Raw genomic sequence first — 22,009 nt, forward strand, 5'->3', positions numbered from 1 at the left:
ATATTGGTGATTCGAAACAAGCTTACGCCCGTTGGCTGAGCCTCCGGCGCCGCACCGGCGCCGCGCCAACGAGGGGGCTACAGGGCGGCGGCGATGGCGTCGCCGATGGCGCTGGTGCTGCGGACCGCAGTGCCCCGGCCGGCGATGTCGGCAACGACGGCCGCTTCGATTTTGCGGGCGGCGGTGCCGTAGCCCAGGTGGTCCAGGAGGAGCGCGGCGGAGAGGATGGCGGCAGTGGGATCGGCCTTCTGCTGGCCGGCGATGTCCGGTGCGGACCCGTGGACGGGTTCGAACATGGACGGCGCGGTGCGTTCCATGTTGATGTTCCCGGACGCGGCGAGGCCGATGCCCCCGGTGACTGCGGCGGCAAGGTCGGTGATGATGTCGCCGAAGAGGTTGTCGGTGACGATGACGTCGAACCGGGCGGGATCGGTGACCATAAAGATCGTGGCCGCGTCGATGTGCAGGTAGTCGTGGGTGACTTCGGGGAACTCCTGGGCCACGGCCTCCACGGTGCGCTTCCACAGGTGCCCGGCGAAGACCAGGACGTTGTGCTTGTGCACCAGCGTGAGCTTTTTGCGGGGGCGGTCGTTGGCCCGGCGGAAGGCGTCCCGGACCACGCGTTCCACGCCGTGGGCGGTGTTGAGCGAGACCTCGGTGGCAACCTCGTGCGGGGTGCCGGCACGCAGCGTGCCGCCGTTGCCCACGTACGGGCCCTCGGTGCCTTCGCGGACCACGATGAAGTCGATGTCGCCGGGGTTGGCCAGCGGGCTGACGACCCCCGGGTAGAGCCGGGACGGACGCAGGTTGACGAAGTGGTCCAGGCTGAAGCGCAGCTTGAGCAGCAGTTCACGCTCGATGATGCCGGAGGGGATCCGGGTGTCGCCCGGTGCCGCCCCGACCGCGCCGAAGAGGATGGCGTCGCGGGTGCGGAGATCGGCGAGGGTTTCTTCCGGCAGGGTCTCCCCCGTTTCGAGCCAGTGCTGCGCGCCGAGCTTGTAGTGCGTCTGCTGCAGGACAATACCCTCGGCGGCGGCAGCCTTCTCGAGGACCTTCACGGCCTCGGCAGTGACCTCGGGGCCGATGCCATCGCCCGGAATAACGGCAAGATCAATCGTGGATGCGCTCATGTTTTCAGCGTAGCCAAGTCATCCACATACTGGTCAAGTTGTCTCATTATTCGAACAGCCGGTTCCGGATCCGCCGTCGCGGACCCCGGCGACGGGGCGGGACGGTCAGGGGCCGCGGGCGGGAGAGGCGACCACCACAACGTTCTTCCCCCAGGGATCCTCGGTGTAGCAGCTGATCAGCACCAGACGATTGGGGACGGCGTCCCAGACGGGGCTGTCCTTCAGGGTGGACTTCGTGTAGGTGGTGACAGACTCGACAGCGTAGCGGAGCACACCGGTCTCCGTGGCCATAGTGAGAATGTCGCCAGGGGCGGCGGCCGAGCTCAAGTGGTTGAACGGCGCGTCCAGGCCCTCCCAGCTGTGGCCGATGACGTAGGTGGTGTTTTCAGAGCCGACCCCCGGCGCGCCAAAGGGAGTGAGCCAGTAGCCGTCCATCGTCTCGGGGGGCACGATGCTCCGGCTTTCGGCGTCACCGCCCTGCGGTTCCAGGGGGTGGACCACAACCTCCATGCCTGCCGCGGGGTACGTGATGCGCTGTGGGACGGAGGCCACTGGTCCGCTTTCTGTCGGTGCCTGCGCCGCGCTTTCCTGCTCTGCGGGACTGGCGGCCGCTGTCCCGAACGGAAGAAGCCCGGAACTGCTTCCGTTCGGGACAGCGGCCGGGAACGACGTCGGCTGTGGCCTGGCGGTTGCCACCAGGGACTTCGCTGCCGCCACCTCCTGTCCGTAGGCCGGCTGCACGTTTCCCGGGCCGGACGCCGCGTAGAACAGCCAAGCGGTGGCGAGTCCCAGGACGCAGGCCACCAGCAGGAGGATGTCCCTCGGGCCGAGCACCAGGCCCCGGATACCGGGCACCCGGGGTAGATGGTTCCGACGGTGGCTGCTCATGAGTGCTCCTCTTGACATGCCTGCGCCCTGCAAGCGGAACGGAACGTGCTGGGCGGGTGCTGCAATCGCGGCACCCGCCCCCTGTACTGCTCTGTCCAAGCTGTACCGTCTAGGCGTCAGTGGTCCTGGCGCGCCTTCTGCCGCTCCAGAGCACTGCTGCAGCTCCCGCCGTGAACGCTCCGGTCAGCGCCAGCAGCCACGCGGGAATCCCGGTGCCCGAGGTGCGGCCGACCGCAGTCTGGACGTTGTAGCCGACGTTCGCCTTCTTGCTGGCAGGTGCGGCGGTTTTCGCAACCGGAACAACTGCTGTCGGAGCCACCACAGCGGGTGACAACGGCGTCACAGCCGTTTCCGGCGTCGCAGCCGATTCCGGCGTCACGTCCGTTCCCGGGGTTTCGTCCCCCGTCCCCGGATCAGCTGGCGGATCTACTGGCGGATCCACGGGCGGATCCACGGGCGGATCCACCGGGGGAACAGCGACGGCCACGCAACCATTTGCCAGGAACGCCAGGTTCGCAGTGCTCAGGTTCTGTCCATTCGGAAAGTTGTTCCCGTCATTGGCCGGCACGATGTCCAGAGTGTCGTTCGCGTGGGCCTTCAGCGCGCTCAGGTTGATTGTCTCGACGACGAACGGGTTCCCCGGCGACCTCGTCGCATGGCAGATCGTAATGCTTTTTTCATTTTGCGGGGGCGCCGCGTTGGCAGACACCGTAGCCGCCATCAGCCCCAGCCCCACGACCCCCAGTGTGGCAATTGTCCGTCTCATGTTCCGTCGCTCCATCCAGTCAGGTCTAAAGGACTTGACTGCACGCGGAGTAACCGTCTTAGAGACCCAGGAATGACAACTATTCGAGACCTCAAACAGCGAATTAAATGGTGACAGTTACTCCCCAGCAGTGTCCTCAGTTCGCTTGCTATTTCAGGCTATGGGGGCCGCATCGCCGGGTCGTGAGTAGCTGGTACCCGTCTAACCGATGGTCTAATACCTTGTTCCCGGGTGGGGTACTCAGTAACGGAGCGGTTCACTACTTGCCGGTAGCTTGCTATCGAAAGAGTCGGACGGCCGGGCCTCGAAACGGGCCCTATTACCCGGAAGCACGTCCGCAACCTCTCGTGAGTACAACGCAAATGCTCCCCCACCTTTTTGTCAAAGGTGAAGGAGCATTTTGGGCCGGCGGCAGGCTGGGGCTGCCCCCGCCGAGGTGAAGTTTCGCGCCCATGTCGCGGCAGGACATGGGCGCCAAGTCCCACCTCGGCGGGCCGGCGGCGGACGGGTGGCGGAGGTCAGGCCTCGGCGGGCTCCTCGTACTTCGGGAAGACCGGAGCCGGAGCGGGCAGCGCGGTCCCGGCTTCAAGCGGGGTGCCCAGGGCGGCGAACCCCCGCGCCTCGCCTTCGGGCTGGCCGAGGGTGCCCAGGATGGCCGCAGACGCCGCCGGCATGACGGGCTGGGCAAGGATGGCAACGATCCGCAGCACCTCGAGGGTGACGTACAGGACAGTGTTCATGCGCTCGACGTCGGTCTTGCGCAGCACCCAGGGGGCCTGCTCGGCGAAGTAGGCGTTGGTGTCGCCCAGGACGGTCCAGATCGCTTCGAGCGCGCGGTTGAACTCCTGCTTTTCGAAGGCGGAGCGGGAAATGTCCAGAAGACCGTTCGCCTGCCCCAGCAGCGCGGCGTCCTCGGCGGTGAAACCTCCGGGGACGGGAACGGCGCCGTCGCAGTTCTTTGCCACCATGGACAGCGAACGCTGGGCCAGGTTGCCGAAGTTGTTGGCGAGGTCCGAGTTCATCCGGCCCACGATCGCGTCGTGGCTGTAGGAGCCGTCAGCGCCGAACGGCACTTCACGCAGCAGGAAGAAACGCACCTGGTCCAGCCCGTACTGCGCCACCCAGTCCGCCGGCGCCACCACGTTGCCGAGCGATTTGGACATTTTCACGCCCTGGTTGTGCAGGAACCCGTGGATCATCACGCGCTTAGGCAGTTCCAGCCCGGCGGACATCAGGAACGCCGGCCAGTAGACGGCGTGGAAGCGGGAGATGTCCTTGCCGATGACGTGCACGTCCGCCGGCCAGTACTTCCGGAACAACTCGGACTCGGTGTCGGGGAAGCCGACGCCGGTCAGGTAGTTGGTCAGCGCGTCCACCCAGACGTACATCACGTGGTCCGGGTTGCCGGGGACGGGGACGCCCCAGTCGAAGGAGGTGCGGCTGATCGACAGGTCCTCAAGGCCGCCCTTGACGAAGCTGACGACCTCGTTGAAGCGGTTGTGCGGGGCGCCGAAGGAGGGGTGGTCCGCGTAGAGGGCCAGCAGCCGGTCCTGGTATGCGGAGAGCTTGAAGAAGTAGCTTTCCTCTTCGGTCCAGGTCACCTCGGTGCCGGTTTCGGCGGCGTAGCGGAGGCCATCGGCCTGCACCTCGGTCTCGTCCTCAACGAAGTACCGCTCGTCGCGGACCGAATACCAGCCGGCGTATTTGGACAGGTAGATGTCCCCGTTGGCTTCCATCCGCTGCCAGAGCGCCTTCGCGGCCTCGTAGTGGTCCGGGTCCGTGGTGCGGATGAAACGGCTCAGGGAGATGCCGAGGTCATCGCTCATCTGGCGGAACGCGGCCGAATTTCGGTCGGCCAGCTCCTTGACCGGAATGCCTTCCTTTTCCGCCGTTTGCTGCATCTTGAGGCCGTGCTCATCCGTGCCGGTCATGAAGAAGACATCGTAGCCGTCCAGGCGCTTGAAGCGCGCCATCGCATCCGTGGCAATGACCTCGTAGGCGTGGCCGATGTGCGGCACGCCGTTGGGGTAGCTGATGGCCGTGGTGATGTAGAACGGAGTCTTCTCGGAGGTTGTCACAGTTTTCAGCCTAAATCAGTTCGGTGAGGGTATCGCTTTGGCGGACAAGTTCGTGGTCATGGGAAGCCACCAGGACGGCGATTCCGTCCGAGGTGGTGTCCTTGAGGATGCTGATGATGCGGTTGGCCGAGGCCCGGTCCAGGCTGGCGGTCGGCTCGTCGACCACCAGCACGCGGGTGCCAAGGATCAGCGCCCGGGCGATCGCCACGCGCTGGCGTTCGCCGCCGGAGAGCTGGGCCGGGCGGTGGCGCATGCGCCGGCCGAGGCCGACGAGGTCCAGGAGATCCTTGGCCATGTCGCGGCGCTTGTCCACCTCGCCGTCGGGAACGGCGGGCAGCAGCACGTTCTCGAGCGCACTCATTCCGTCGATCAGGGCACCGCCCTGGTCGACGTAGCCGATCAGGGCCCGGCGGCGGTCGGCGATTTCGTCGTCGCCCATGGTTTCAAGCGAGTCGCCCTCCCAGAACACCCGGCCCGACGTCGGCAGGGTCAGGCCCGCGCCGACTGTCAGGATGCTGGTCTTGCCCGAGCCGCTGCGGCCGGCTACGCAGTGCATCTCGCCGGCGTGCAGGGTCATGTTGAAGTCGTCCACCACGTTGACGGCTTCCGCGCCGCTCTTGCCACCGCCGTAGTGGATCGTGATGTTGCTGAGCTCCAGCGGTGTGGCGTGGTCAGCGGCCTTCACGATCGTGTTGGCGCGCGTCTGGTGGGCACCGCGGCGGGTGCTCGCAGTCATCCGCTCGTGAGCCTCACGGTCAAGGTTCAGGTCGTTGTTCATCGGACCACTTTCGTTGCAATTGGAATCCAGCAAAGTACAGCCACGAGCCCGGCGATAGCGGCCCAGAGCGCGGCATAGGGGGCCAGGAGGAGACCGACGCCCAGGGCGCCCAGGACACCCAGCGGCAGCGCGACCGTCCCCACCATGGCATTTTCAAAGAAGCGGACCTGGCCCAGCATGTCCGGGTTCCAGCCCATGGCCTGCAGCGTGCCAAGATACTGGCGCTTGGCCTGCAGCTCGAAACGGCCGGTGACCATCGTCAGCAGCAGGCCCACGGCCACGCCGGACAGTCCAAGGATGATGCTCGGCAGTGCGATGGACGTGGCAGCCAGGCCGCTGAGCGCGCTCGCCCCGGCGGCCCGGGGAATGTCGATCAGCAGCGCGACCATCCCGCCGACTGCGGCGGCGAAAACACCGACAGCAACAGCCAGGGAAATGGTGTTGAACTTGTTGGTGCTCAACTGCCGGTTGGCGAAGGTCAGCGGGGAGTCCACGGAGATGAGCCGTTCATCGTGTTGCGGCTCCTGGTCCACCACTTCGCGATGGCGCAGTTGCTGGGCGGCGAAGACGGCCGCACCCACGTACAGCACCAGCACGGAGGCCGAGACGATCGCGGTGGCCGGATTCCAGCTGACCAGGCTGAGGATGAGCCCGGCGAGGGCCAGCAGGGCAGCGCCGACACCAAACTCGGCAAGCACCCAGGACCGGATCCGGCGCTGGGTCCAGCCCATGGCGCGCAGGGTCCCGGCCTCGCTGCGGCGTTTCCGGACGTAGCTGACGGTGGAGGCGCCGGTCAGCAGGGCGGCACCGCAAAGGGTCAGGAACAGCAGGGTCAGGTTGGTGCTGGTGAGGGAACCGGAGACGGCGTCAGCGGCGTTCTGGCGCACCCACGACTGCTGCACGGTGCCGAGCGGGGACTCCTTGCCGGCGTCGTCCTTGGAGTAGCCGGGGACGAAGATGCTGGCGTCCTCGCGTGCCGAGCCGGCAACAACGGTTGCCTGCAGGCCCATGTCGCGGATCTCGTTGGCCAGCTTCTCCACCTCGGGCTGCGCCTCTTTCCAGCTGCCGGGCACCTTGGCACGGACCCGCACGGCGTCGATCACTGAGGCGTTGTTCTCGTACCCGCGGGCGGCGGCCAGGCCGTAGTAGTCAGTGATGGCGCCGGCGGACTGGCTTGCCAGGCCCGTGGCGCTCAGCGACGGCTTGAGCTCGGTGTTGCCGGCGTCCTTGCCGGCGGCGTCCTTGGTGAGACTAAACGGTGTGGGGTCATAGCCGCCCAGCGGCAGGCGGTTGACGTCGCCGGCAGCCGCCTGGACCTTCCCGGCGTCGAACGTGCCGTAGACCATGGCGAGCGGGGTGGCCGGCTTTTTGCCGGTCTCGAGGCCTTCGCGGTAGGCACGCTCGTCGACGGGCTTGCGCTGGGTCTGGTCCACCGCGGCACCGTTTGCGGCCTTCTCGGGAAGGCGGTTCACGGTGACCCAGTCTCCGGGGGTGGCGCTTTTGTCCACGGCGCCGTTGCCGGCGGTCCCGCCGTCCTTGTACTTCGGGGCGGAGGCGAAGTCGGTGCTCCAGGTGGCCGGGTTGTAAAGGCCCTGGCTGAAGCTGTCGGTGTCGCCGAGCAGCTGCGAGAGGTCCTTGGAGCCGGGCCAGGCCAGGGCGAACGGGGACTTGGAGACGAACGGGAGGTAGTCCTTGTCCAGCGAGCGGGTCACGGTCCCGACGTCCTTGGTCACGTTGCCGGCGGCGTCGATTTCCTCGATCTTGACCGAGTACTTGAGGTCAAGGGACGTCCCGGAGCGGACAATCAGCGGGATCGCCTGCGAGTCGTCGGTCAGCTGTCCGTTGCGCTTGGCCTGCTGGTACTGGCTCATCAGCGGGGCCCAGTACTTAAGCTTGACGCCGAGGAAGTCCGGGCCTTCCTTGAGTGCGTCCATGCCGATGCCGGTGGTGAAGAGGCTCTCGAAGTGCCGGCCGATTGCGCCGGCGTTGCGGGCGTCGGCGGGTGGCGCCTTCTCCAGCGGGGCGAGGAAGTCGCCGGCGCTGCCGAGCAGGGCACGCTCGGAGACTGGGTCGACGGCGACGACGGACTCCGTCACCTGCGGCGCAAACGGCAGCGAGACGGAGAGGTTGAAGAGGTTGTGCTCGGAACCGCCGGCCGGGGCCGGGAATTTGATGCCGGTCTCCCCTGCCGGGCCCGCGATGCGGACGTTCTTGCCGCCGGCGACCTGTTCCTCAATGAGCTTCGCCTTGCCGAGGGATCCTTCGGCCGTGGTCTTGAACAGGGTCTGGTCGGACTGGCCGTCGGAGCTGACGGCGCTGGCAGTGAGCCGGTATTTCTTCGGCGTGTCGGACAGGACCGACTCCGCGGCCGGCCATTTGCTCGGATCAGTGGCGCTGGGGTCCCCGGCGGTGCCGGCGAGTCCGGCGTTGTAGCCAAGGTAGTCGGTGGCCTCCAGGCGCGGGGATTCGAGGTTCTGGGTGACCCGGGAGACGAGGCTGATCGGTGCCGCAACGGACGTGCCGGAGAGCTTCCGGACGGCGTCCAGCTGTTCGAAGCTCATGCCGCCCTGGCCGGTGGCGATGTCCGGCTGCATGAGCCCGCTGTTGTCGTCGGCCTTGGCCTGGACGAGGACGTCGTAGAGCCCCCGCGAGTTCTGGTCAACGGTCCGGTTCAAAGCGGCCTGCGACTGACCTTGCACGAGGACCGAAAGGCACATGGCCACGATCAAAATGGACGCGGTCAGCAGAAGCACTCGGCTTCTGATGAACCTCTGGACGGCGTTCATTGGGCTCCTGAAAGCTCGATTGCGTGCGCACACCGAAGTTCAATCCCTGCGGAAGTGAAGGCGTCCCCTGCCGGGTGTGCAAAAAGTAAAGGCCGGGCTACCGGCCGGATCCGAAATTCGGACCTAGCCATTGTACGCAGACCAGCCATGTGTTCGCGGACACCGGCGGCGGTCGGAACCGCCGCCGGTGTCCGCGGTCAGGACATCAGTCCTCGAGGTCGACCTCGCGCACCATGTCAGCGCCGATGCCGGCCTTGATGGCGTCCAGGACCTGCTGCGGGACGGAGCTGTCGATGGTCAGCAGGGCGAGCACCTGGCCGCCCTCATCCTGCCGTGCAACCTGCATCCCGGCGATGTTGATGTTGTTCATTCCGAGGATGTGGCCGATGGTGCCGATCACGCCGGGGCGGTCAGAGTAGGCGACCACCACGAGGTGTTCGCTGATCGGGATCTCCACCTCGAAGCCGTTGATCCCCACGAGCTTCTGGACCTGCTTGGGTCCCGTCAGGGTTCCGGCGACGGAGATCTGGCTGCCGTCGCTGAGGGCGCCGCGCAGGGTCAGGACGTTGCGGTAGGACTCGGTGTCCGGAGTGGTGATCAGCCGGACGTTGATGCCGCGCTGCTCGGCGATTACGGGGGCGTTGACGTAGGAGACCTGCTCGGTGACGATGTCGGCGAAGATGCCCTTGAGTGCCGCGAGTTCGAGCACCTTGACGTCGAGGGAGGAGATTTCCCCGGCGACCTCGACGTCGAACTGGGTGAGCGAGGCGTGCGTCATGGCGGTGAAGATGCGGCCCAGCTTTTCCATCAGCGGGATGCCCGGGCGGACGTCCGGGGCTATCACGCCGCCGGCGACGTTGACTGCGTCGGGAACCAGTTCGCCGGCCAGGGCCAGGCGGACGGACTTCGCGACGGAGACGCCGGCTTTTTCCTGCGCCTCGTCCGTGGACGCGCCCAGGTGCGGGGTGACCACAACGTTGTCGAGCTTGAAGAACGGCAGGTCGGTGCTGGGTTCCTTGACGAAGACGTCGACGCCGGCGCCGGCGATTTCGCCGGACTCCAGTGCAGCGTACAGGGCTTCCTCGTCGACGAGGCCGCCGCGGGCGACGTTGACGACGTACGCGGTGCTCTTCATCTTCTTGAAGGCCTCGGCGCCGAGCATGCCGACGGTTTCCGGCGTCTTGGGCATGTGGATGCTGATGAAGTCCGACTGCGCGAGCAGCTCGTCGAGGGTCACCAGCTGCACACCGAGCTGGGCGGCGCGGGCCGAGGTGATGTAGGGGTCGTAGGCGAGGATCTTGGTGTCGAAGCCCTTGAGGCGGGCGGCGACGAGGGCGCCGATCCGGCCGAGGCCGATGATGCCGATCTTCTTCTCGAAGAGTTCGATGCCGGTGTACTTGGAGCGCTTCCACTCGCCGTCCTTGAGGGCGGCGGACGCCTGCGGGATGTGGCGGGCAAGGCTCAGGATGTGCCCGACCGTGAGTTCCGCGGCGGAGACGATGTTCGAGGTGGGGGCGTTCACCACCATGACACCTGCCTGTGTGGCGGCCTTGATGTCGACGTTGTCGAGGCCGACGCCTGCGCGGGCGATCACCTTCAGGTTCTTCGCGGCGGCGATGGCCTCGGCGTCCAGCTGGGTCGCGGAGCGGACCAGGATCGCGTCGACGTCGGCGATCGCAGAGAGCAGCTGGGAACGGTCGGCGCCGTCGGTCTGCCGGATTTCAAAGTCCGGGCCAAGGGCCTCGATCGTGGCGGGCGAAAGTTCCTCAGCGAGGAGTACTACAGGTTTGGTGCTTGTCACCGGTGACCTCTTTAGCTCTCTTGTATAACAGGCGGGGATTTTGGTGAATCGGGTGCTGCGGGCGGTGCTTCACAGCAGGGAAGCCGGACCCCGGTAATGGTGTCCGGCTTCCCTGCCGGTCAGTGCCTAGCGGGCCACTGAGCCTTCGGTGTAGTCGTCCTCGTTCTTGATCCAGGAGAACAGCTTGCGCAGTTCGCGGCCGGTGGCCTCGATCGGGTGGTCCTCACCCTTCTTGCGCAGGGCCTTGAACTCGGGGGCTCCGGCGTCCTGGTCGTCGATGAAGCGCTTGGCGAAGGTGCCGTCCTGGATGTCCGCCAGGACAGCCTTCATGTTTTCCTTCACGTCCGGGGTGATCACGCGCGGGCCGGAGACGTAGTCGCCGTACTCGGCGGTGTCCGAGACGCTCCAGCGCTGCTTGGCGATGCCGCCTTCAACCATGAGGTCCACGATGAGCTTGAGCTCGTGCAGCACCTCGAAGTAGGCAACCTCGGGCTTGTAGCCGGCTTCGGTGAGGACCTCGAAGCCGTACTGGATGAGCTGGGAGGCGCCGCCGCAGAGAACAGCCTGCTCGCCGAACAGGTCCGTTTCGGTCTCTTCGGTGAAGGTGGTCTCGATGACACCCGCACGGGTGCCGCCGATGGCCTTGGCGTAGGACAGGGCCAGTTCCTTGGCCTTGCCGGACGGGTTCTGCTCGACGGCGATCAGGTCCGGCACGCCGCGGCCGGCCTCGAACTCGCGGCGGACGATGTGGCCCGGGCCCTTGGGTGCAACGAGGGCGACGTCGACGTCTGCCGGGGGCTTGATGTAGCCGTAGCGGATGTTGAAGCCGTGGCCGAAGAACAGGGCATCGCCCGGCTGCAGGTTCGGGGCGATGTCCTCGGCGTACACGTGGCGCTGGACCTGGTCCGGGGTGAGGACCATGATGAGGTCGGCTTCGGCGACGGCGTCCGCGACGTTCAGGACGCGCAGGCCCTCGGCCTCGGCCTTGGCGCGGGACTTGGAGTCTTCCTTGAGGCCGACGCGGACGTCAACACCGGAATCGCGCAGGCTGAGGGCGTGGGCGTGGCCCTGGGAGCCGTAACCGATGACGGCGACGGTGCGGCCCTGGATGATCGACAGGTCGGCGTCGTCGTCGTAGAACATTTCAGTCACTGGGGTGTCTCCTTTTAAGTGGATTCTTAGGTGGTGCTTGTCGGTAAGACTTCGCTAAAGCTGGTGTGGTGCTGCGGCAGGTCTACGCGCTGCGCAGGGCCCTGTCGCTCATGGAGCGGGATCCCCGCCCAACGGCCAACGTGCCGGACTGCACGATTTCGCGGATGCCGAAAGGCTCGAGCACTGAGAGCAGCGCCGTGAGCTTTTCCGGGTGGCCCGTTGCCTCAATGACCACCGACTCTGTGGAGACGTCGACCACTGATGCGCGGAACAGGTCTGCAGCCTGGGTGACCTGCAGCCGCGTAGCGGCATCCGCACGTACCTTGACCAGGATGTGGTCACGCTGTACGGAAGATTCGGGGGTGAGCTCAACGATCTTGATCACGTTGACCAGCTTGTTCAGCTGCTTGGTGATCTGCTCGATCAGCTCACCGTCGGCGTCGACGACGACGGTCATCCGGGACATGCCCGGAACTTCCGTCGGCCCGACGGCCAGGGAGTTGATGTTGAAGGCCCGGCGGGCGAAGAGGCTGGCGACGCGGGTCAGCACGCCGGGCTTGTCTTCGACCAGAACGGACAGTGTGTGGCGGGTCATGTTCAGTCCTCCTCTTCCCATTCCGGGGTCATGTTGCGGGCAACCTGGATCTGGTCGTTGCTGACTCCGGCGGGGACCATCGGCCACACCATGGAGTTGGGGCTCACGACGAAGTCAATGACCACGGGGCGGTCGTTGATCTCCAGGGCCTTCTGGATGGTGGCGTCGATGTCCTCGTCGCGGTCGCAGCGGAAGGAAGCGCAGCCGTAGGCGTCCGCCAGCTTGACGAAATCCGGGATCCGGACGGTGTCGTGGCCGGTGTTGAGGTCGGTGTTGGAGTAACGGCCCTCGTAGAAGAGGGTCTGCCACTGCCGCACCATGCCCAGCGAGGAGTTGTTGATGATGGCGACCTTGATCGGGATCTTGTTGATCGCGCAGGTGGCCAGTTCCTGGTTGGTCATCTGGAAGCAACCGTCGCCGTCGATCGCCCAGACCACGCGGTCCGGTTCGCCCACCTTGGCGCCCATGGCGGCCGGTACGGCGTAGCCCATGGTGCCGGCACCGCCGGAGTTCAGCCAGGCGTGCGGGCGCTCGTACTTGATGAACTGCGAGGCCCACATCTGGTGCTGGCCGACGCCGGCGACGTACACGCCTTCCGGGCCGGTGAGGGCGCCGATGCGTTCAATCACACGCTGCGGCGCGCTGAGGCCGTCGTCGGGTTCGGTCCACCCCAGCGGGTAGGTCTCCTTGAGGTTGTTCAGGAAGGCCCACCAGTTGGTGTAGTCCGGGGTGCCGGAGACGGCGAACAGGGCTCGCAGGGCCTCGCTGAGTTCCGGGATGATCTCCTTGACCGAGCCCACGATCGGCACATCGGCCGTGCGGTTCTTGGAGATCTCGGCCGGGTCGATGTCCGCGTGGATGACCTTGGCGTTCGGCGCGAAGGACTTCAGGACGCCGGTCACCCGGTCGTCGAAGCGTGCGCCGAGCGTGATGAGCAGGTCCGACTGCTGCAGGGCGGTCACGGCCGAGACCGTGCCGTGCATGCCCGGCATGCCGACATGCTGCGGGTGCGAGTCCGGGAAGACGCCGCGGGCCATCAGTGTGGTGACCACGGGGGCGCCGGAGAGCTCAGCGAGCTCCAGCAGTTCCGCCGAGGCGTGTGCCTTGACGACGCCGCCGCCCACGTAGAGCACGGGCTTGCTGGCCGCCGCGATGAGCCTGGCGGCCTCGCGGACCTGCTTGTTGTGGCCCCGGAGCACCGGGTGGTACCCGGGCAGGTCGATCTTGGGCGGCCAGGAGAAGGTCATCTGGCCCTGCTGGGCGTCCTTGGCGATGTCCACCAGGACCGGGCCCGGGCGTCCGGTCGAGGCGAGGTGGAACGCCTCGGCCATCACATGCGGGATGTCGTTGGGGTCGGTCACCAGGAAGGAGTGCTTCGTGATCGGCATGGTGATGCCGACGATGTCCGCTTCCTGGAAGGCATCGGTGCCGATGACCCCGCTGGCGACCTGGCCGGTGATGGCCACCATCGGCACGGAGTCCATGTGGGCATCCATGATGGCGGTAACGAGGTTGGTGGCACCCGGGCCCGAGGTGGCGATGCAGACGCCAACCCGTCCGGTGACCATGGCGTAGCCTTGCGCGGCGTGGCCGGCTCCCTGTTCGTGACGGACCAGAATGTGGTTCATTCGGGAAGCCATCAAGGGGTCATAGGTGGGCAGGATCGCGCCACCGGGCAAACCAAAAATATCGTCCACGCCGAGTTCTTCGAGCGAGCGGACAATTGCTTGCGAACCGGTCATCACCGTCGGGGGTACGACGTTGTTCGGTCCGAGGACAGGAGAGACGGCAGCAGTGTCGACACCGGCGTCGGCCGGGCGTTCGACGCGGTCCGAAGCCTTGGAGGCTCCAGCGGACTTTGTGGCCATCAGCGAGGGGCTGATCGGCGATCCTTTGCTCATCGGACTCTTCCTTTGTGGATCTACGGGTGGATCTTCGGTGATCGTGGAACTGCTCGTAGTGCGTGCTGCTGGCGGTACCGGTGGTGCGGAAATAAAAAAACCCCTCAGCCGGATGGCTCTTCGAGGGGTTTGCGCGTGACGGTTCGTTACCAGTGAAGGCTATGGAGCCACGCGCTCGGTAAGTACGACGGAGACACCTGCAGCGGCGCCGGCGGTAACGAATGCGATCATGCGTTCAGTTTTCCCTCTTAGTGAGACAGGTGTCAACGAGCCCGACCTCTGTCTCACTATCTGGACAACGCTGTCCACTAGCTGGGACCCTCATTTCCCCCAGGTGACCCTGCAACGTTCGGCGGCAGGGCTTAATAGGGGGGATTCCGAGGGCCCCTGAGGTTACGGCGCTAGCGCCGTAACCTCAGAGTAGGAATCACCCGCAGTAGGCGCCGGTGGAGGCGCTGTGGACCAGCTTGGCGTACTTGGCGAGCACACCCTTGGTGAACTTGGCCGGGAGCGGTTCCCAGCCGACTTTGCGGGCATCGAGTTCGGATTCGTCGACCAGGAGGTCGAAGCTGCGGGCGGCGATGTCCACGCGGATCCGGTCGCCGTCCTTGACGAAGGCGATGGGGCCGCCGTCGACGGCTTCCGGGGCCACGTGGCCGATGCACAGGCCCGTGGTTCCGCCGGAGAAGCGGCCGTCGGTCAGCAGCAGCACGTCCTTGCCAAGGCCCGCGCCCTTGATGGCGCCGGTAATGGCGAGCATTTCGCGCATACCCGGCCCGCCCTTGGGGCCCTCGTAGCGGATGACGACGACGTCGCCGGCTTTGATCTGGCCCTTGTCGAGCGCGTCCAGGGCACCCTGCTCGCGCTCGAAAACGCGGGCGGTGCCCTCGAAGACGTCGGCGTCGAAGCCGGCGCTCTTCACGACGGCACCCTCGGGAGCCATGGTGCCGTGCAGGATCGTGATGCCGCCGGTCTTGTGGATGGGGTTGTCCATGGCCCGGAGGATCTTGCCGTCGAGGTCCGGCGGGTTGATCGCCGCGAGGTTCTCCGCGACGGTCTTGCCCGTGACGGTGAGGCAGTCCCCGTGCAGGAGGCCGGCGTCGAGCAGCGCGCGCATGATGACCGGCACGCCGCCGATCTTGTCGACGTCGGTCATGACATAGCGGCCGAACGGCTTGAGGTCCCCGAGGTGCGGGATTTTGTCGCCGATGCGGTTGAAGTCCTCCAGCGAGAGGTCCACTTCGGCCTCGCGGGCAATCGCGAGCAGATGCAGCACGGCATTGGTGGAGCCGCCGAAGGCCATGGTGACGGCGATGGCGTTCTCGAAGGCCTTTTTGGTCATGATGTCGCGGGCGGTGATGCCCAGGCGCAGGAGGTTGACCACGGCCTCGCCGGACTTGTGCGCAAAGGCATCGCGGCGGCGGTCGGCCGAGGGCGGAGCGGCCGAGCCTGGCAGGGACATGCCCAGCGCCTCGCCGATGCAGGCCATGGTGTTGGCGGTGTACATGCCGCCGCAGGCGCCTTCGCCCGGGCAGATGGCCTTTTCGATGCGGGTAAGGTCCTCCATGCTCATCTTGCCGGCGGCGCAGGCGCCGACGGCCTCGAAGGCGTCAATGAGGGTGACTTCCTTTTCGGAGCCGTCCTCCAGCTTGACCCAGCCGGGCATGATGGAGCCGGCGTAGAGGAAGACGGCGGCAAGGTCCAAGCGGGCGGCGGCCATGAGCATGCCCGGGAGGGACTTGTCGCAGCCGGCCAGGAGGACGGAGCCATCGATGCGCTCGGCCTGCATCACGGTTTCAACGGAGTCGGCGATGACCTCGCGGGACACCAGCGAGAAGTGCATGCCCTCGTGTCCCATGGAGATGCCGTCGGAGACGGAGATGGTGCCGAACTGCATCGGGAACCCGCCGCCGGCATGCACGCCTTCCTTGGCGCCCTGGGCAAGCCTGTTCAGGGACAGGTTGCACGGAGTGATTTCATTCCAGGAGCTCGCGACGCCAATCTGCGGCTTGGCGAAGTCGTCGTCGCCCATGCCGACCGCCCGGAACATCCCGCGCGCAGGCGCGGCGTGGATTCCGTCGGTGACGACCCGGCTGCGGGGCTTGATGTCCGGTTTGGTCTCTGTCGCTGTTTGGGTGTCCTCACTCATGGCTCAAAGTCTAGGGCTCCGCCGCGGGGCGCAACGACCCGAGCGGGAGCATTAAGCGCAAAACCGGGAATGTTTCGACCAAATAGTGGACTAGCGTCTCACTGGATGGACGCTTCGATCACGCGGGATCAGTTGAGGTGAGCGGCGTCACGCAGTTCCGGGGCTTCGGCAACGGACCGGGCTTCGGCTTTGAGCAGGGTGAGCACCTTCTGGATAGTGGTCCGGGCCGCCACCTCCGGTCGCGCGAGGGCGACGATGCTTCGGCTGGCTTTGACCCCGGCGAGCGGACGCAGCACGAAGCCCCGCCCCTGGTTTTTCAGTGCCGTGTAACGCGGCAGCAGGCTCAGCCCGTGCCCGGCGCTGACGAGGGCCTCGAGGACCCGCAGATCCGGGAACAGCTGGGCGCGGTCCGCAGGGGAATCGGCCTGCACCTCGATCTGGCGGAGCACTGTATCGAAGGGAAACCCCTCGGGCACTCCCATCCACGGGAAGCCAATGACGTCTTCGGCCCGCAGGGTCGTCTTGCCGGCGAGCGCATGGCCCTCGGGGATGGCGACGTCGAGGGGTTCGTCGAGGAGCGGCACCACCGTGAGCCCCAATCGGGCAAAGACGTCCGGACCATCGACGCTGTGCGCCAGCACAATGTCATAGTCGGCCGTCAACCCCGCGAATCCGGCCACGTTGGGATCCTCGAAGTGCGCCTGGAAGCGGAGTCCATCGATGGCCTTGACCCGGTGCAGGAGCCCCGGGAGGAACATCTCGGCTGCGCTCGGGAAGAATGCGGCCTTGACGTTTGTCTGCCAGCCCCGCCGGTAGGTGTCGATGGCGGCTTCCGCGCGGGCCATGGCGGTGGAAACTTCGGCGGCTGCCCCCGCCATCGCGAGTCCGGCTTCCGTGAGGCGCACTCCCCTGCCCGATTTCTCGACCAGGACCACCCCCAGCTCATCCTGCAGGGTCTTGAGCTGCTGCGAGACGGCTGAGGGCGTCACCTTCATGGCCTCAGCCGTGGCCCCGACCGTACCGCGATCGGCGAGCTCGCGGAGAATGCGCAGTCTCTTGAAATCCATGAAGAGAGGCTACAGGCCCGCGGCCTGGAGGCTGGACAGCCCCCTTCAGGCAGACGTACCGTCGAGCAACGGCAACCTTGCCTGATGGACAGACTTATGGACAGAAGGGCTCTGCTATGGATTGGATTATCTGGCTCGTCGTCATCGTGGCGATTGTCGCCATCGTCTGGTGGCTGCTCAACCAAAACAGCTCCCGCCGCAGGTCCGCTTCCGCAGGCACGGGGACCGCCGCCACGCCCGAACCCATTCCTCCCCATCTGCACGACGTCGACCACGGCGCCAGTCACCGCGGCGCCCTGTCCGGCGGCGTTTCCGCCGCTTCCGCGTCGGCTGCCGGCCTTGCCTGGATGCCCACGGCTGCGGGATTCAGCCAGGCCGAACCCGAGGCCGAACCGGAACCTGAGCCCGACCCCGCCGCTGTCGCCGAGGATGCAGCAGCCGCCGAGGCCCGCGCCGCGGCACGCGCGGCAGCCATGCGCGCGTCGGCGTCGGGAGACGTGCCCGCGACCGCCGCCGAAGCGGCACCGGCCACAGAGAGTCCGGAGTGGGAAACCCAGTGGTCCGAAACACCTCCGGCCGAACCACATGGGACCCTCCACCAGGAGCCTGGCCACGGCCTCCACGCCGACCACGCGCCGGCAGCGGCCGGTGCGGCGGCAGCGGTGAACGTCCCGGTGCATCACCCTGAGTACACGGAGCCCCACGCCCCCACCCTGCCCGGCGCCGAGTCCGCTGCGGCGGAGGCCAGCGCCGGCACTGCGGGCGAAGAAGTCCGGGCCGCCGTGCCGGCAGCGCCGCCGTCGCAGTCAGCGGCTGAAGCCCCCCTGGCTGAGGCTGACGCCCGGCAGGCCGCAATGTCCTCGGCCGCCGCGGAAACGGCCGCCACCCATGAGGCCGAACCTGCCGGCCATCTCGCCGTCGACCAGCCGTATGGTGAGGGATCGGCGGCGCCGGCCGCCGACGGCAGCGGTCCGGAAGGCTTCTCGGTCAAGGGCAACGCTTCGTCCATGGTCTATCACGACGAGACGAGCCCCGCCTTCGAGGAAACCCGCGCCGAAGTCTGGTTCCTGTCCGCGGCCCACGCCGAGGCTGCGGGCTTCCGCCCGCCGCGACGGACACGGCAGTAGCCCGCATTACGGGCTGTCGGGAAGAACCCGGAGCACGGATGATGGGCGCGCGCCCGTGGGTTGTCCTGGGGGCTGCCGTCGCGGTCCTTCTGAGCGGCTGCACCTCCGGCGACGGGGGCGGTGTGTCCAGCGGCACCTCTCCTGGCGGCACCACCTCCCCGGCCGGAAGCGGCCCCGCAGCCGCCAGCCCGTCGGCGCCCGGCCCGTCTGCCTCCGGCGCGTCCGGGACCCGGCCGGGCGTGGACCAGCCCACGGTTGCCCGAAAGATCGACGCCGAGCTGCAGGTGCCGTGGTCCACGGTCTTCCTGCCCGACGGCACCGCCGTCATTTCCGAACGCGAGACTGCCCTGCTCCGGACCATCGCACCCGGCTCAGGCAACGGACGGGCAGGCACGCTTGGCAAGGTGCCCGACGTCGTACCCGGCGGCGAAGGCGGGCTGCTGGGCCTGGCCCTGTCGCCAGATTTCGCGAGCGACCGGTACCTCTACGCCTACTTCACCTCCGCCAGCGACAACCGGATCGCGCGGCTGCGCCTTGAGGACAGTGCCGGGACGCTGCGCCTGGGGGCACCGCAGGTCATCTTCACCGGAATCCCCAAAGCATCCACGCACAACGGCGGGCGGATCCGGTTCGGTCCGGACGGCAACCTCTACGTCGGCACCGGCGATTCGCAGCGCCGCGGCCAGCCCCAGGACCCGAATGCCCTGGGCGGAAAGATCCTGCGCCTCAGCCCGGACGGACGCCCCGCGCCGGGCAATCCCTTCGACGGCAACCCGGTCTACAGTCTTGGCCACCGCAACGTCCAGGGACTCGCGTGGGACAGCGCCGGCCGGCTGTGGGCAAGCGAATTCGGCCCCGACGTCGACGACGAACTGAACCTGATCGTGCCCGGCGGGAACTACGGCTGGCCGGAGGTTACCGGCGCCCCGCACCGCACCGGCTTCCTGGACGCGAAGGTGGTCTGGCCCTCGACGGCCGAGTCCTCTCCGAGCGGGCTCGAAATCGTCGGCGACACGGCCTACCTGGGCGCGCTGCGCGGGCAGCGGTTGTGGGCAGTGCCCCTGAACGGTGAATTCGCCGGCGATCCTGTGGGCTATTTCACACGGATGTACGGCAGGATCAGGAACGTTTCGCTGGCCCCGGACGGCCGCCTGTGGGTGCTCAGCAACAACAAAAACCCCGACTTTGTGCTGGTTTTGGAGCTGCCGGAGTAGACGCACGGCCGGCCACCGCCGCCGATTTCACACTCCGCCCAAACTCGTGTAGAGTTTCATGTCGTTGCGGAGAACAACGCGGGAACAAAAAGCCCGCGATGAACGAAAACAACAGATGCACCTCTAGCTCAACTGGCAGAGCAATTGACTCTTAATCAATGGGTTCCGGGTTCGAGTCCCGGGGGGTGCACCACCTAAGAAAGCCCCGTCTTCACTGGCCAAAAGCCATGAAGACGGGGTTTTGTTTTGCCCGGAACTACGGGGGTCTGGTCGCACCCTCACCGGAGGGCGTCAGAATTCGACGCCGGACCTGCGCGTTGAATGTCGCGCGGTTCCCGCCCCTGACCACCATCACGGACAGGATCGTAATCGGCACGTCGCCGGCCGGGCGGAGGGACTTCGGGCCCGCGGGTTCTGTTCCCACGGTGAGGGCAGCCTTGTCGCCGACGCCGTCGAGCGGCTCACCGGGCAGGCCCTGGGCGGCCAGCGCCGGGGCTGAACCCTTGCGGACTTCGATGGTGAAGACCAGGGAGTCCGGGCCCGGTGTGCCCAAGTCGCCGAACCTGTAGCGGCAGTTGACCTCGCCCGGGAGGATTTCCGGTTGGGTCTTCGCCCCGAAAGCCTGTTTGAGATCATCGGCACTGATCAGGGCACAGACCGCGTTGTTCGTCGTGGCCGGCGGACCCACAGGCGGAGCGGCGGGGACATTGAGTGCGGTGCCGTTGCCCCAGCCCGCGTCCACAGCAGCCTGCGCGAGCGCGCGGGCCATCGCGTCGCCATCCGGGACGGCCGACCCGGCCATAGGCGGTCCGGTTACGTAGGGCATCTCCAGGGTCTCGTTGCCGCGGACAGCCGTGAGGACAACATTCGCGGACACGTTGCCGGGCTCACCGCGGAAGTACCCCGTCCACTGCAGGCAGGCGACGTCGCCGATGCCAGTGACAGGAGAACAGTCAGGCGTCGACGTCGCTTTGGGAGATGTCGGCGTCCGATGCGGGCGACGCGAGGGCCACCGAAAGGGCCGGCAGACCTGCTTCCTTGGACTTGCTCGAATAGGTGCACACGTCGGCCTTGCTCCCCGGCGGCTTGGCCGGGATGATCTGGCCAACAGGCACGAGCCCCGTTCGGGATCAGCGCCGAACCGCGGCGGCCAACTGAAAATCGATGGGCAGCGCCAGCTGGACCGGCGAGGCACCGACTGGCTCGTCAAGGAGCTCGTTGATCGAGGTCTGCCCTTCGAGCTCCACAGTCAGGTTCGCGTCCATGTCTTGAGCCTATGCGCAGCCGGGGGCCGGTCCGCTGAGGGACACGGGCGGGGAGGGCAGCTGCCCCCCGCCGTCCAACGGGTTAGCCCAGGGCGCTGTTGAAGTCCTCCGACGTCATGGGTGTGGAAAACATCGGGTAGTCGTAGGTGATGGCGTTTTCATGCTCTTCAATGGAGGTCGCCGCCACGCAGTCGCTCAGGGTGATCACCTGGTAGCCATTCTCGTAGCCGGACCGCATGGTCGATTCCACGCAGCAGTTGGTCAGGAAGCCGCCGAGCGCGATCGTCTTGATCCCCTTGCTGCGCAGGATGAAGTCCAGGTTGGTGCTGGCGAAGGTATCCAGGCCCCGTTTTCCTTCGATCAGGATGTCCCCCTCGGCCGGGACTAGTTCGTCGATGATCCGGGCGCCCCAGGTCCCCTTGACGAACACCTTGCCGTCGACAACACCCTTGAGGATGCCGTACGGGTGCGGTCCGAGTTCGTTGTAGCCCTCGGCGAAGGTTATCGGTGCGTGCATGATCGTGGCACCAGCGGCCCGCGCTGCCTCCACGATCCGGGCCGTATTGGCCAGCATGTCGGTCTTTTCCATCACGGGCCGGACCCGCCGCTCAGGTCCCCCTGACCCCGGTGTCCGTCGCCGCACCGCGGACAACCAGCACCGGGCACTGGGCGTGGTGGACAGTCTGCGTGGACACCGATCCGAGCAGCATGCCGGTGAAACCACCGCGTCCATGCGAACCCACGACAACGAGATCGGCCCGGTGTGAGGCATCCACCAAGGCCTTCGCCGCGTTCCCCTGGATAAGCCTCCCCGTGATCTGCACGGCGCGGTCCCCGACCCGTTCAAGCTCCTCATCGAGGACCGCCCGCGCGTCCTCCTCAAAGCCCTGATACTCCCAGACCTGCCCGAGGGCATCGCCGACATACGGATAGTGCCAGGCAGAGAGGGCCAGGATCTGCCCGTTCCGGAGCCTGGCCTCGTCCACGGCCCAGTCCATGGCGGCCCGCGATGATTCCGAACCGTCCACTCCCACGACGATCCTGTATGCGCCGTTACTGGAACTCTCCATGAGTCATGCCTCTCGCCGGGTCCGCTTCTGAGCCGGATCAGCCGGGTACGGACAGGGCCATCCTCGCACCACCTGCGCCGGTCCGGGAAGGTCCACACAGACGCGACACGGGGAAAACAGTGCCCTAGCTCCAATACCGTTTACTTAGCGTCTGTTCTGTTAATGTTGGTGTATGGCTCGCAGCGGATGGATTAAGCCCGAAACCCCGGAACGTTTGAGTGATCACGTCTCCCTGGGGGTTT

At 66.6% G+C, this 22,009-nt stretch carries 19 protein-coding genes and 1 tRNA gene; 3 read left to right on the top strand and 17 right to left on the bottom strand.

All coding sequences use genetic code 11. The annotated features are described in order from the left end of the window. Window positions 1–77: 77 nt before the first annotated feature. The 12 genes from ACZY0Y_RS08090 to ACZY0Y_RS08145 form a co-directional block, all read right to left on the bottom strand. Entirely contained in the window at window positions 78–1,130 is a 1,053-nt protein-coding gene (locus ACZY0Y_RS08090) for a 3-isopropylmalate dehydrogenase (protein ID WP_463957344.1), read from the bottom strand. 105 nt (window positions 1,131–1,235) lie between these two features. Next, window positions 1,236–2,018 carry a class F sortase gene (locus ACZY0Y_RS08095; RefSeq protein ID WP_463957345.1) on the bottom strand — a complete coding sequence of 261 codons (783 nt, stop codon included), beginning with the start codon at window positions 2,016–2,018 and terminating at the stop codon, window positions 1,236–1,238. A 109-nt stretch (window positions 2,019–2,127) separates the two neighbouring features. After that, window positions 2,128–2,784: a hypothetical protein gene (locus tag ACZY0Y_RS08100; protein WP_463957346.1), complete on the bottom strand. Its 657-nt coding sequence runs from the start codon at window positions 2,782–2,784 to the stop codon at window positions 2,128–2,130. A 518-nt stretch (window positions 2,785–3,302) separates the two neighbouring features. After that, entirely contained in the window at window positions 3,303–4,862 is a 1,560-nt protein-coding gene (gene metG / locus ACZY0Y_RS08105; RefSeq protein ID WP_463880262.1) for a methionine--tRNA ligase, read from the bottom strand. Between the two features lie 10 nt (window positions 4,863–4,872). Continuing rightward, a complete protein-coding gene (locus tag ACZY0Y_RS08110; protein WP_024366359.1) occupies window positions 4,873–5,640 on the bottom strand; it encodes an ABC transporter ATP-binding protein in 768 nt (255 codons plus the stop codon). Further along, window positions 5,637–8,426: an FtsX-like permease family protein gene (locus ACZY0Y_RS08115; protein WP_463957347.1), complete on the bottom strand. Its 2,790-nt coding sequence runs from the start codon at window positions 8,424–8,426 to the stop codon at window positions 5,637–5,639. The genes ACZY0Y_RS08110 and ACZY0Y_RS08115 overlap by 4 nt, the downstream gene beginning before the upstream one ends. Before the next feature lie 205 nt (window positions 8,427–8,631). After that, entirely contained in the window at window positions 8,632–10,227 is a 1,596-nt protein-coding gene (serA, locus tag ACZY0Y_RS08120; RefSeq protein ID WP_463957348.1) for a phosphoglycerate dehydrogenase, read from the bottom strand. A 126-nt stretch (window positions 10,228–10,353) separates the two neighbouring features. Then, window positions 10,354–11,379 carry a ketol-acid reductoisomerase gene (ilvC, locus tag ACZY0Y_RS08125; protein WP_463957349.1) on the bottom strand — a complete coding sequence of 342 codons (1,026 nt, stop codon included), beginning with the start codon at window positions 11,377–11,379 and terminating at the stop codon, window positions 10,354–10,356. A gap of 82 nt (window positions 11,380–11,461) precedes the next feature. Next, window positions 11,462–11,974 carry an acetolactate synthase small subunit gene (gene ilvN, locus ACZY0Y_RS08130; protein WP_024366363.1) on the bottom strand — a complete coding sequence of 171 codons (513 nt, stop codon included), beginning with the start codon at window positions 11,972–11,974 and terminating at the stop codon, window positions 11,462–11,464. A 2-nt stretch (window positions 11,975–11,976) separates the two neighbouring features. Further along, window positions 11,977–13,875, bottom strand: coding sequence for an acetolactate synthase large subunit (locus ACZY0Y_RS08135; RefSeq protein ID WP_463880258.1), 1,899 nt, complete (start codon window positions 13,873–13,875; stop codon window positions 11,977–11,979). 427 nt (window positions 13,876–14,302) lie between these two features. Next, a complete protein-coding gene (gene ilvD / locus ACZY0Y_RS08140) occupies window positions 14,303–16,024 on the bottom strand; it encodes a dihydroxy-acid dehydratase (RefSeq protein ID WP_463880255.1) in 1,722 nt (573 codons plus the stop codon). A 128-nt stretch (window positions 16,025–16,152) separates the two neighbouring features. Then, entirely contained in the window at window positions 16,153–17,091 is a 939-nt protein-coding gene (locus ACZY0Y_RS08145) for a LysR family transcriptional regulator (protein WP_463957350.1), read from the bottom strand. Window positions 17,092–17,207: 116 nt separating this feature from the next. Between ACZY0Y_RS08145 and ACZY0Y_RS08150 the strand changes: the two genes are divergently transcribed. The 3 genes from ACZY0Y_RS08150 to ACZY0Y_RS08160 all read left to right on the top strand — a co-directional run bounded on the left by ACZY0Y_RS08150 (window position 17,208) and on the right by ACZY0Y_RS08160 (window position 19,625). Further along, complete coding sequence (locus tag ACZY0Y_RS08150; protein WP_463957351.1) at window positions 17,208–18,218, top strand: sunset domain-containing protein; 1,011 nt, start codon at window positions 17,208–17,210, stop codon at window positions 18,216–18,218. 38 nt (window positions 18,219–18,256) lie between these two features. Further along, on the top strand, window positions 18,257–19,432 hold the full coding sequence (locus tag ACZY0Y_RS08155; RefSeq protein ID WP_463880250.1) for a PQQ-dependent sugar dehydrogenase: 1,176 nt from the start codon (window positions 18,257–18,259) through the stop codon (window positions 19,430–19,432). 117 nt (window positions 19,433–19,549) lie between these two features. Beyond that, window positions 19,550–19,625: transfer RNA gene (locus tag ACZY0Y_RS08160), tRNA-Lys, on the top strand. A gap of 63 nt (window positions 19,626–19,688) precedes the next feature. Here the strand turns inward: ACZY0Y_RS08160 and ACZY0Y_RS08165 are convergent. The 5 genes from ACZY0Y_RS08165 to ACZY0Y_RS08185 all read right to left on the bottom strand — a co-directional run bounded on the left by ACZY0Y_RS08165 (window position 19,689) and on the right by ACZY0Y_RS08185 (window position 21,767). Beyond that, window positions 19,689–20,309: a hypothetical protein gene (locus ACZY0Y_RS08165; RefSeq protein ID WP_463957352.1), complete on the bottom strand. Its 621-nt coding sequence runs from the start codon at window positions 20,307–20,309 to the stop codon at window positions 19,689–19,691. Between the two features lie 76 nt (window positions 20,310–20,385). Further along, window positions 20,386–20,547 (bottom strand): hypothetical protein, encoded by a 162-nt coding sequence (locus ACZY0Y_RS08170; protein ID WP_463957353.1) that lies wholly within the window; start codon window positions 20,545–20,547, stop codon window positions 20,386–20,388. Window positions 20,548–20,562: 15 nt separating this feature from the next. Continuing rightward, on the bottom strand, window positions 20,563–20,697 hold the full coding sequence (locus tag ACZY0Y_RS08175) for a hypothetical protein (protein WP_272927707.1): 135 nt from the start codon (window positions 20,695–20,697) through the stop codon (window positions 20,563–20,565). Between the two features lie 82 nt (window positions 20,698–20,779). Then, window positions 20,780–21,286, bottom strand: a complete 507-nt coding sequence (locus tag ACZY0Y_RS08180; protein WP_463957358.1) for a cysteine hydrolase family protein — start codon at window positions 21,284–21,286, stop codon at window positions 20,780–20,782. Window positions 21,287–21,305: 19 nt separating this feature from the next. Next, entirely contained in the window at window positions 21,306–21,767 is a 462-nt protein-coding gene (locus ACZY0Y_RS08185) for a universal stress protein (protein ID WP_463957354.1), read from the bottom strand. Window positions 21,768–22,009: the final 242 nt, after the last annotated feature.

This window comes from Pseudarthrobacter kochi, from assembly GCF_055412805.1.